Raw genomic sequence first — 9,808 nt, 5'->3', positions numbered from 1 at the left:
CTCCAGAGCAGCTTGCCGTCCTGACGATCCAGGCAGAAAATCCCGTTGTAACTGATATCCTTGCCGCGCCCGGCCTGCCTGGGATGCTTGGAATACTCCATGACATTGGCAAAATTGAAAGACACACTCCCCGCAGATAGATAGACCTTTTTGCCGACGACCAGAGGGTTACCCATGAGGGTGTTGGCTACTGGACTGCTCCGCCATATCAGCTTGCCAGTTTGGGCATTGACGGCGTAAGCGAACATATCATCGCTTTCCGCATACACGACCCCTTTGACCACCGAAACGCCCAGGGCATTTCCGTAAAACTGGGTTTGTACCGGGAGCGCTTCCTTGATGCCATCCACTTTTTCGCCGTAGGGATGGTTATCGTTGAGCGGCCAGGCCCGGGCTTCAGGGAAATTCCAGCGGACGCCATCACGAATCCAACGGGGCGCGTTGTGCGCAACCGGGAATCCGGCATTGTGCTGAGGGTTTCCATAGGCGTGGGTCCACGCTGAAGGACCGACCTGATCATTTGCCTGAGGCGCATTTTGCGGTAAATATAGCGTCGCAAAGGGACTTTGGGGGTCCAGGGTATTGTTAATGGGATCCTGGGGAACCTGATTGGTCTGCGCCCAGGCGGTCCCGGAAATCAGGATGCTGACTGCTGATAATATGACTATCTTGCGGAATTTCATCACTGCTCCTCACGTATCGAAAATGTGGAATAACATCCTTGTAAATGCTCTCATGAGGCGTGCTGAATAATTAGAAAATTCTAATTTGTTAATGAATAATTCAGTATCATCATGGAGTTACGGAACCGTAAACCTCTCGACACAAGATATCAACAATATAAATGTAAAAAATTGAAACAGGGTTACATATTTTTACATGATATTTGCAACAGTTTTATGTTTTATAAATTAAATCATCCGTTTTATAGTGAATCATGCTTTTCTGGTGTTAATACTAAATTCTGCATGTGATCATGGATACTGAATGACCGCTTTCAGTCTTGAACGGCCGTTCAGGCTGGCCCTGCTACCAGCGATTTTTCCACCGAACATGGAGTAGCCGAATCCAACGACTGCACCAAGTCTTCGGCGCGTGTGCATCCTTCTTACCTCTGGGTTCCAGGTTGATCAGATTTTGGAGCAACGAACCCTCATAGCCAAAATACCACAACTTTTCGTGGCTTCTCGCCTTTTCTGCGGCTGCGCTGTTCGATGTGTCCCGTGATCTCTCCGCCGGCGTCGAGCTTTTGCAGTACGGCATCGCGGTTGCCGTCTTTACGATAAAGCCAACCGATGGGCGTTTTCGGGTGTCCTCCAAGCCAGATCCCCACCGCATCCCGATCATAGGGATTGCCCGTATCCCGAGAAATCCGAACCTGGTTATCCGCTGGGATACCAGACAGGCCAGAAGCTTCAGGGAACTCCTGGTTAAATGCAAGATTTGAAATTCGTCGCATGGTTACCAGCTATAGCTTGAGGAACCAGTCATCAAAGCATTGGCCCCGGTCCAGTCGCAGCCCAATGTTGCCATGCAGACTGTAAAAAGCATCTTTGAACATCGTGTATTCATCCATATCAGAATCCAGCTGGGTATAGATCAAAGAATCTGGAGATACCTGAAGAGGCGCACCCGAGTCCGATCTATACCTGGCCAGGAATCAGACTCAGAGAGAGGGGGAGAGGGATGAACTTCGAGGAAATCGAGATCCCAGACGATCTGCTTTGTGGGGGAGCTTTTATCGAGGACGGGGCGCCAGACCTGCTCATCGCTGCAGCTTGGGCCATAAATGGGTATCGGTGCCCTGTTGACCATTTGCTGCAAGCAGAACCAGAGGAAGATATTGATGATGCGGAGTGAATCAACTCTCAACGCGATCCCGCAAGAGCTGCGTAAAGAGCTTTCCTTGCTTGCCGACTTGCTTCCGGAACGGAGCCCATTGCCATACACAAAGGCCAAACTCCTAGTGCTGTCTTGGAGCAGGATCGGCCAGGATGCCCTGACCTGGGCCGGAGGAAACCTGGTCATCAAGATTGATCCAGCCCCCTACGAATCCGGAGATCCGGCATATGGCCACACTCCCATGCAGACGGTAAACCGGTCGGTTGACCTTTGGAAGCCGTTCTCACCTGAGCACTGGCGAGAGCATATGCGAGGAATGAGCCTATTCGACTTGGCTGTTTACTTGAAACTGAAGGTAGGAACGTGGGGAACAACACCGATGGCCCGCCGGCGGCATGTCACAAAAGATCGGCTTGATGGTCTTGGACTTGGGTGTCAGATTCACCCTGCCAACTCGACTACCTCGCTCTTCATATGTGGCGAGCGATCATTGCTGGATATTATCGAAACAGACCTTGCGGACCAGATCAAATAGGCTCTACAGGTAGAATCAGAAATAGCTAAAGCCTTCTACAACTGAAAACTCGCCTTTGTTTTACAATGGAAATATTTTGCCTTGGTCTGCCATTTTGTAGAAAGTATCCGCGCAGGAATATGCTATAAATACATGGCGTAAGCGAGATTGTAGGGCTAGAATGGGGTTCAGGTGGTCGGAGGTTCAAATCCTCTCGCCCAGACCAATTTTACTATATGAATCATAATGATATAATTTTTATGGGCCATAAGTAAAACTTTTTGGTAAACTTTTGGTTTATTTTTGGTAAACCATCAGAGATAACCCGACGGTATCGGTCACAATCCATGGTTCCTGGTGTTTATCCAGGTAGTGCTTGGTCATCTTTTCGGTTGAGTGGCCCAGCAGTCTCTGGATCGCGTCGTCCGCCCATCCAGCCTGTCGGTACAGTTCAGCTTCCAATGCGCGGATCTCGTGAAAGCTTGGACGCTGTTCCTGTCTGAGACCATTACAGACTCCCGTTTGGTCGCGTAACCGTGTAAATTCCCGAGTCAGCATTTCTGGCTGCACTGCCGTCCAATGGTCCTTTTTGTCGAGATATTCCCGCCTTCTTTTATGGGGTTTTCGGTGAATCAGGAATGGGCTCAGGATTTCATCGCGGCATTGATCAATAACCCTGCGCAATTCGTCACCAACAGGAAGCAGCAGCCTGCCGAATTCTGAGGTGTTTTCTGTTTTCTTCTGACAGACAGGAAGGTGCTGGGCACCATTGTTGGCCTGTATGGCGTCAAAGCGATACAGAACCAGATCCTCTCGTCGTTGCAATGTTTGCAGGGCAAGATCCATCGCATTTTGAAACCATGGTTCTGCTGCTTCACGAATCGACTGAAACCATACTAGTGACAATGGTTGCCGTTCCACCACATGATCTTTGGGAATGGTCATTTCTGGAATGTTTTGGGGTGGGATAATGCCTTTGGCAATGGCATGTCTCCATATCTGTATCATTAAGGACCGATGTGCATTGGATGATCTGGCTGGAAGCTGGTCCAGAAAGAGAGCCACCCTTTTCAGGGTAACTTGTTCCCAGTCGTCCTTACCAAATTCCTGGCCGATCGTGCGCAACATGATGCGATATTCACGAAGGGTTTTTTCTGCCAGGGACTTGCCTTTTTTGGAGCGCCGTTCCTGCAGTATCTGGGTGTCAAAGATGTGGAGGAATTCTCCAATTGTGCCACCGTCATTTTGGGTGATGACGCGCCTGACCAGCTTCTCGGTGTGCTGATCGCTAATGGTTTTGGCAAAATGGGCATTCAGCGCGATGGCGGCCTGGATGGAACGTTCTACGTCCTGCCCAAAGCTGGTCCGCTCTCCTGTTAAAGGGTTGCGATAACGATAATATGTTGTGCCCCCCCGAACGTCTTTGACCAGGTTTGGGGGTAATTTTCTGGATATGCTTCGTGGTCTGGGTGACATTAGCCTATAACTTTCAGGATCAGATCGCTGATCTCCTGTTGTCCTTGGGTCAACGATAGAGCTTCCCATTTCTCCAGGTCAACATAGGCGTGGCCATTTATGACCATGCCAGGTACGATCCCCCCATCAATCCAGCTTCTTACGGTTCTTCGGTCAGGAGCTGATCCCTGCTCGAAGCAGATGCTTCTGAATCGATCGATTTTGATGAGTTTCATCAGGCACCTGAAATCATGATGGCATGACAGCGACCATCATAGGCCAGTCTGGATCCAGGAGGGGCAAAGGGCAGGATGCGCTCCAGTGCCTGAACGGCAGAGGAGTCAGGCTTGTTTCGGCTGGTCCTGACCATCACCAGAGGCTTGTCTGGGCATTCATCCAGTGAAGCGCTGACCGCCGTGCAGCAAATCGTATCATTACCATCAAAACGTACATGCAGATCAAGGTAGTCGGCAAAAAGCTCCGCTGCTTCACAGAGTTCTCTCAAAGAAAGTTCTGGCGCCTGAATTTCCAGTTTCATGTTCTTCTCCTTGAAAAGGGAATTTGTCAGAAGAGTATTTCCGGGTCTTCGACCGGGGGCTGGGGATCAAAAGCTTCGGGCATGGCTTTTCCCTTCCTGTCTCCCAGCAATTCCATCCGCTCGGCAACAATTTGGGTGGTAAAGCGCTCTATGCCCTGAGCATCAGTCCATCTGCGCGTTTGGAGATGGCCGCTGACATAAAGCTGGTCGCCCTTGTGCACATACTCCTGAAGAATTCCGGCCAGCCGACCCCACGCGGTTACTCGATGCCATTCGGTGCGCGCCTGGCGTTTTCCGTCGGTATCTTTGTATGCCTCGTTGGTTGCGATGCTGATGTTGGCCACCTTACCGCCAGAGGCCGTATGGCGTACCTCTGGATTTTGGCCAACGTGGCCGAGAAGTGATACTCGATTGATAGACACGATGCGATCCTCACTTGCCATAGCAGCAACATATTGCTAGACATGATCACTGTTGTCAAGCAATAAAATGCTTATCAGGATGCTGGTAAGAACAGTGGAGCGAGATCTTTTTTATCTAATCGTGTTTCTGGGGATGGTGTTTCGTTTTCTGGCTGGGTTCATTTTGACCGCCAGTCCTCAGCTTTTCAGATGCTGGGTCCGGTAACATGTGATGGTAGCGGACTTCTCTTTTGCTGACGCTCAAGATGGCCTCTCTCCCTTCGTCTGACACGCTGGTGAAGCTGTGTATGAGCTTGTCAATATCTTTTGACGTAATAATATCAGCGGCTACTGCACCAATTAACATTTGCCAGGGGCTGACCCCAAGTGCATTTGAAATTTTTTCGATGTTATTAAGTGTTGGTGAATAGTTGGGATCGGATTCAGGGTTCAGAATATTGCTTATGGTGCGTTGCGACACGCCAGATTTCTGGGCCAGGGCTGCTTGCGTCATGTTGCTCTTGGCCATAAGGCTCGCTACGTTATGAGCAAAAATTTTCTTCATCGCGGTTTCCATCTAATCAGTATGGGGCATTTATTGAGCAATTTGTTTCTTGACTGCTTAGCAATTTACTGCTTACCATCTACCAATGGACATGTCTCTTACCTCTCAAACAATCCGCCGCCTCCAGGCCGTCAAAGGCTCATGGGGAACTGTCGCCGAAGCTACTGGAGTCAGCTACTCCTGGCTTTGCAAGTTTGCCCAGGGGCGAATTCCTAACCCCAGTGTCCGCCGAATAGAGCATATTCTCTGGTACTTCAACCAGTTGGATGCGCAGGCAATTCGCAGGCATGTCCAAAAGCGCAGGCAATTGTCTACGCCTTCTTTCCTACCCAAATCCAGGCCAACCCATGAGGAATCTCCCAATGAGTAAGCGCTATGTACCCCGTAAACCCATCCGTAAATCTCATGCAGGAACGACGCAAAGGGTGATGACTGACGCAGATGTTGACAATGCACTGGCGGAGCTGGAGAGCTGCGGGCTGGTTCGCAGGGAGGTCATGCCTGATGGGGAAGTCCGCCTGTTTCTGCCAAAGGCTCCGTTCCATTCTGCCGAACATTATCTTGTACTGGTAGACTAGCCATGGCCAGCTATCTGATTACCCAGAAAGAACTGGATCTGCTTTATGAAAAACCCTGGTCCGCCCAGATGACCTATTTCAGGGGTCTGAGGCCCAGAATGGACTATGCCACTGGTGTTGTCGGTCTGAAGTGCGGTATCAGTCGCCAGATGATCAAAGAGGAACTTACGGTCCCCTCCATACAGGGCCGCCGTCTTGATGCACACCATCAGCCCAGCACGAAAGAAATCCGCTATGCGCTGGAAGTGCTGGAGGAATGCGGACTTATCGAACGGATTGAAGCAGGTAAGAAACTTGTTTTTCGAATGCCCTACGCTGCTGTGGGTAACTCCGTCCAGAATATGAAGGGCCGATCAGGGGCCGAGCAAAAAAATCATATAAACAACAAGATAAATCATGATGAAGCAGCAATGAAGGGCCGACATCTGGTATCTGGTAAAATAGAAGTGTTAGATAATAATTCTTACACCGAAGCATCCGCTCCGGCGTCGGTGGCATCGCCTTCAAAACCTGCAGGCGTTCAGGCCGAGCTTTTGCCTCCTGTAGCCATTGATTCCGGGAAACAGGAAAAAAAATCCCTTCCCCATCATCCGCTCAACAGCAAGCCTCCAAAACCGTCACTGCCCCAAAACGGTCAACAGCCCCTGTCTGGGAAGCGTATCGGCAGGCATATCTTGAGCGCTACGGTGTCGATCCAATCAGGAATGCCACGATTAACGGACAACTGGCGCACCTGGTACGCAGGCTGGGTGAACAGGAATCTCCAGAGGTAGCCCGATATTATCTGGGCCTCGAAACCCCGCTTTATCACCGCGAAGGTCATTCGGTAGGCATGCTGCTTAAACATGCCGAGCATCTGCGCACACTCTGGGCGCGTGGTCACCAGTCCGGCCCGCCGGGTAACAGCCTCGGTGCCAGTGCATGGACCCGCAACATCCCGGTGGATCAGGTGGTGGTGGCGTTATGACCTGCCGCTATCCCGGCTTTCGCATCCGCATTATCCCGATGAGAGGAGAACACTGATGAGCCTGCAGCCAGTATTTTTCATGGACAGACTGACGACAGGGTTTCTGGAACGTCATGGTCATGGATTAGGAGACAGCAACAACATCACCCTGTTGCCTGATCGTCATCCGCAGTACCGCCTGTGTATGCAACATGGACGCTATCCCTTAACGCAGATGGACGCCGATGGGACCGTACGCTACATCACGCCCGCAGACTGCCCGCAATGTCAGCAGGAACGCCGTATTGCCAGATTGCTTGATCGTGCAGCAATTCCGACCCGTTATCAGGGCTGCACATTCGACCGCTACGAAATCAGCTGTGAGCAACAAAAAACGGCAATGAATATCTGCCGGCACTTTGCACGGACGTTTCCGGAAATTGATGATGGCCGGGGGCTGATTCTGATTGGTCCACCGGGTACGGGAAAGAATCACCTGGCTGCTGCAATAGCCCGGGAATTACTGGCCCAGCATTACTCCGTGATGCAGGTAAGTGCATGGGAGCTCATTGACCGGATAAGAAATGCCTGGCGCAGAAAGGATGGTCCTGGCCAGAAAGACATTATCGACGCCTTCGCCAAGGTGGATCTGCTGATTCTGGATGAAGCCGATAAGATTTTTGGTTCTGACGCAGAGCGGCTGCAACTCTTCAGCGTTCTCGATCAGCGGTACCGGATGTGCCGGTCCACGATCATCATCAGTAACGCGGGACTGCAAGGTCTCGAAACCTGCCTGGGCATGGCAGTCATCGACCGTCTTTGTCAGGGCGGACTGCTGGTCCAGTGCGACTGGCCCAGTCATCGGCGCCAGAGGCGCCCAATCCAGGGAGTCCACTCATGAACAATCTGAATCTGTTCCGAGCAGTACAATGCAACATTCAATCTCTGCCAACGGCCATGATCAGGCCGGACCCCAGTCAGCCGCGTCGGGATTTTGAGACAGAAGCACTGGCCGAACTGGCTGACTCCATTGCCGAGAATGGCATTCTCTCACCCATCATGGTGGCCACCATGCCGGATGGGTTTCACCAGATTGTCTATGGAGAAAGACGCTGGCGGGCTGCCCGGATGGTTGGGCTGAAAGAAATGCCCTGCATCGTTTCGACGGGTGTCGTCAATTCTGCAAGTGCCAGTGAGCGGAAAATCGTACAGCTGGCAGAAAACGCGCATCATCGCGATCTGTCCGATCTGGAGTATGTGGACGCCATTGGGGAGCTTTCAGCCAATGGCTGGACGACAGATGCGATTGCGAAGAAAACCGGCAAACGCACCCGCTGGGTCAAGCTGGTTCTTGAACTGGCGCATAACCTGCCCATGCGGGCACTACTGGAGACTGGCCGCATGTCGAGCGTTGAGGTTTACGCCCATTTCTCCGGACTGGTCGCCGAAGCCCGCCGTGAGCTTCTCGATGCGGGAGGGCGCATCACCAGTGTGGACTGTGCGCGCATGCGGGAAAAATACCGTAATCTGGAAGAAAAGCGCCAGACACGCCTGCAGCTGGTCTCTCAGGAAGATGCGGAGAAGAAGACTGAAGCCGAGATTCCTGACGAAGAATTCACCAACCCCTGCCATAAGGGGCACCCTAGGTCGGAGCTCTCCCATACCGAATCAACCTCTTCTTTCCCATCCTCCCAGATGCCTGTTTCCAGTGCATCCCATCCAAAAGGCAGGAATGAAAACGGTCGTGAAGCCCGTAGCGAGGGGAGCCCGTCATTCGAGACGGGATCCCCAGTCCATGAAGTCATGGATGCTTCTGCGCTACCGGCATTCCATGAAACCGGCAACGCCCAGGCCTTGCTGTACGTGCGCATACCCAGAGAATGGTTTGATGAAACACAGGATCCAGAATATCTGGAACAGATATGCATTGATGCCATTCGGGCGGCTAAAGAGACCGGCTGGCATGGTCTGCCAGCACTTCGGGTTGCAAAAGCCTGAAATCTGTATGTGGTACGGACAAAAACAGGTAAGTATTTTATGGAGGGCAGAATATGGAATACAATGCACTGTATTTACAGCTCAATCAGAATGATCTGGCGCGTGTGGCGGCATGTTGTTCGCTTTCTGTGGAAGATGTCCGCCAGGAGGCACGGCTGATTTGTCTGGAAATGGTTGCTGGTGAAAGTGATTACGATCCCGCCCGGGGGACCGTACCCCAATATGTATTGGGAAAACTGTGGGGGATGACCTTGCGCTGGCAGAACCCGGTATTGGGCAGCTGGAAAAAAGAAGAAGACGTTGGCGCCGATGATGGATTGCTGTTGCAGCAGCTGATGGAAACGGTGCCATGGTACGACAGTCAGGCCAATGATCCGTTGCAGCAGCTTGCCGACATTGAAGAGGAAGATGCTGGCCAAGCCCAGCGCAAGGCCATTCTTGATGCTCTGGAACCGGGAAAACGGACATTCGTGGGGCTCATCATGCAAGGCCTGCCGCTGGAGAGCCTGGCAGAAATTTATGGGATGACGCCCAGGGCGGTGCGGTACCGCATGAGCAGTCTGGCTGCAATGGATTTGGCACATTAGGAATCATAAATAAACTACATGGACTTTTTGTTTGGTGAGATGACGTAATTCCATTCCCCATGGAAGTTATCGCGATCAATTTGGATGGTAGCGAATTCAGCGTCAGTGACTTTGATACCCTTGGGGTAGGGTGTAGGATCAATGGCGGCGTACACTTTCAAGCCTTTGCTGGTGGTTGTAGCCGCGATCAAATTGACAATGACTTCGTGACTCACCAAAGGTCGCCCCCGCCAATTCATGCTGATATAGGAAAACAGACGGTGCTCGATTTTGTTCCATTTGCTGGTGCCCGGAGGAAAGTGGCACACCCGAATCGGCAGATTGAGTTCATCGGCAAGCCCTTGTAATTCCAGCTTCCAGAGGCGCACCCGAGAACCATTGCTC

15 protein-coding genes and 1 pseudogene are annotated in these 9,808 nt (G+C 51.6%); 8 read left to right on the top strand and 8 right to left on the bottom strand.

Going from position 1 to position 9,808, the window contains the following annotated elements:
* Together H7F11_RS16290 and H7F11_RS16285 are read right to left on the bottom strand one after the other, a co-directional pair.
* Positions 1-683: pseudogene (locus tag H7F11_RS16290) on the bottom strand (PQQ-binding-like beta-propeller repeat protein); the annotation flags it as partial.
* A gap of 470 nt (positions 684-1,153) precedes the next feature.
* Entirely contained in the window at positions 1,154-1,459 is a 306-nt protein-coding gene (locus H7F11_RS16285) for a hypothetical protein (RefSeq protein WP_031575399.1), read from the bottom strand.
* Positions 1,460-1,686: 227 nt separating this feature from the next.
* Here H7F11_RS16285 and H7F11_RS16280 point away from each other — a divergent pair, with 227 nt between their 5' ends.
* Both H7F11_RS16280 and H7F11_RS16275 read left to right on the top strand, forming a co-directional pair.
* Positions 1,687-1,860 (top strand): hypothetical protein, encoded by a 174-nt coding sequence (locus tag H7F11_RS16280; RefSeq protein WP_193651813.1) that lies wholly within the window; start codon positions 1,687-1,689, stop codon positions 1,858-1,860.
* Positions 1,847-2,377 (top strand): hypothetical protein, encoded by a 531-nt coding sequence (locus tag H7F11_RS16275; protein WP_193651814.1) that lies wholly within the window; start codon positions 1,847-1,849, stop codon positions 2,375-2,377. Before H7F11_RS16280 ends, H7F11_RS16275 begins: the two co-directional genes overlap by 14 nt.
* Before the next feature lie 276 nt (positions 2,378-2,653).
* On the opposite strand, the gene H7F11_RS16270 is transcribed toward H7F11_RS16275, so the two are convergent.
* The 5 genes from H7F11_RS16270 to H7F11_RS16250 form a co-directional block, all read right to left on the bottom strand.
* A complete protein-coding gene (locus tag H7F11_RS16270) occupies positions 2,654-3,832 on the bottom strand; it encodes a phage integrase Arm DNA-binding domain-containing protein (protein WP_193651815.1) in 1,179 nt (392 codons plus the stop codon).
* Complete coding sequence (locus tag H7F11_RS16265) at positions 3,832-4,047, bottom strand: hypothetical protein (protein ID WP_193651816.1); 216 nt, start codon at positions 4,045-4,047, stop codon at positions 3,832-3,834. Before H7F11_RS16265 ends, H7F11_RS16270 begins: the two co-directional genes overlap by 1 nt.
* A complete protein-coding gene (locus H7F11_RS16260) occupies positions 4,047-4,349 on the bottom strand; it encodes a hypothetical protein (protein ID WP_193651817.1) in 303 nt (100 codons plus the stop codon). Before H7F11_RS16260 ends, H7F11_RS16265 begins: the two co-directional genes overlap by 1 nt.
* Positions 4,350-4,375: 26 nt before the next feature.
* On the bottom strand, positions 4,376-4,771 hold the full coding sequence (locus tag H7F11_RS16255; RefSeq protein WP_319803384.1) for a single-stranded DNA-binding protein: 396 nt from the start codon (positions 4,769-4,771) through the stop codon (positions 4,376-4,378).
* Positions 4,772-4,886: 115 nt separating this feature from the next.
* On the bottom strand, positions 4,887-5,315 hold the full coding sequence (locus H7F11_RS16250) for a helix-turn-helix transcriptional regulator (RefSeq protein WP_193651818.1): 429 nt from the start codon (positions 5,313-5,315) through the stop codon (positions 4,887-4,889).
* Positions 5,316-5,677: 362 nt separating this feature from the next.
* Between H7F11_RS16250 and H7F11_RS16245 the strand changes: the two genes are divergently transcribed.
* Genes H7F11_RS16245 through H7F11_RS16225 form a run of 6 tightly spaced genes read left to right on the top strand, consistent with a single transcriptional unit; the run spans position 5,678 to position 9,424 of the window.
* On the top strand, positions 5,678-5,893 hold the full coding sequence (locus H7F11_RS16245) for a hypothetical protein (protein ID WP_193651819.1): 216 nt from the start codon (positions 5,678-5,680) through the stop codon (positions 5,891-5,893).
* A 2-nt stretch (positions 5,894-5,895) separates the two neighbouring features.
* A complete protein-coding gene (locus H7F11_RS16240; RefSeq protein WP_193651820.1) occupies positions 5,896-6,666 on the top strand; it encodes a hypothetical protein in 771 nt (256 codons plus the stop codon).
* Between the two features lie 59 nt (positions 6,667-6,725).
* Positions 6,726-6,860, top strand: a complete 135-nt coding sequence (locus H7F11_RS17050) for a hypothetical protein (RefSeq protein WP_264674733.1) — start codon at positions 6,726-6,728, stop codon at positions 6,858-6,860.
* 55 nt (positions 6,861-6,915) lie between these two features.
* The gene (locus H7F11_RS16235; protein ID WP_193651821.1) at positions 6,916-7,740 is read left to right on the top strand and encodes an ATP-binding protein; all 825 of its coding nucleotides are present in this window, start codon (positions 6,916-6,918) and stop codon (positions 7,738-7,740) included.
* Positions 7,737-8,837: a ParB/RepB/Spo0J family partition protein gene (locus H7F11_RS16230; protein ID WP_193651822.1), complete on the top strand. Its 1,101-nt coding sequence runs from the start codon at positions 7,737-7,739 to the stop codon at positions 8,835-8,837. The genes H7F11_RS16235 and H7F11_RS16230 overlap by 4 nt, the downstream gene beginning before the upstream one ends.
* 53 nt (positions 8,838-8,890) lie before the next feature.
* On the top strand, positions 8,891-9,424 hold the full coding sequence (locus H7F11_RS16225) for a hypothetical protein (protein WP_193651823.1): 534 nt from the start codon (positions 8,891-8,893) through the stop codon (positions 9,422-9,424).
* A 14-nt stretch (positions 9,425-9,438) separates the two neighbouring features.
* On the opposite strand, the gene H7F11_RS16220 is transcribed toward H7F11_RS16225, so the two are convergent.
* A partial coding sequence (locus H7F11_RS16220) for an ISAzo13-like element transposase-related protein (RefSeq protein ID WP_413773204.1) occupies positions 9,439-9,808 on the bottom strand: 370 nt, incomplete at its 5' end.

Origin of the sequence: Acidithiobacillus sp. HP-2, assembly GCF_015100155.1 — a bacterium.
Classification (GTDB): Bacteria; Pseudomonadota; Gammaproteobacteria; order Acidithiobacillales; family Acidithiobacillaceae; genus Acidithiobacillus.
This window is presented reverse-complemented; position numbering and strand designations above follow the sequence as displayed.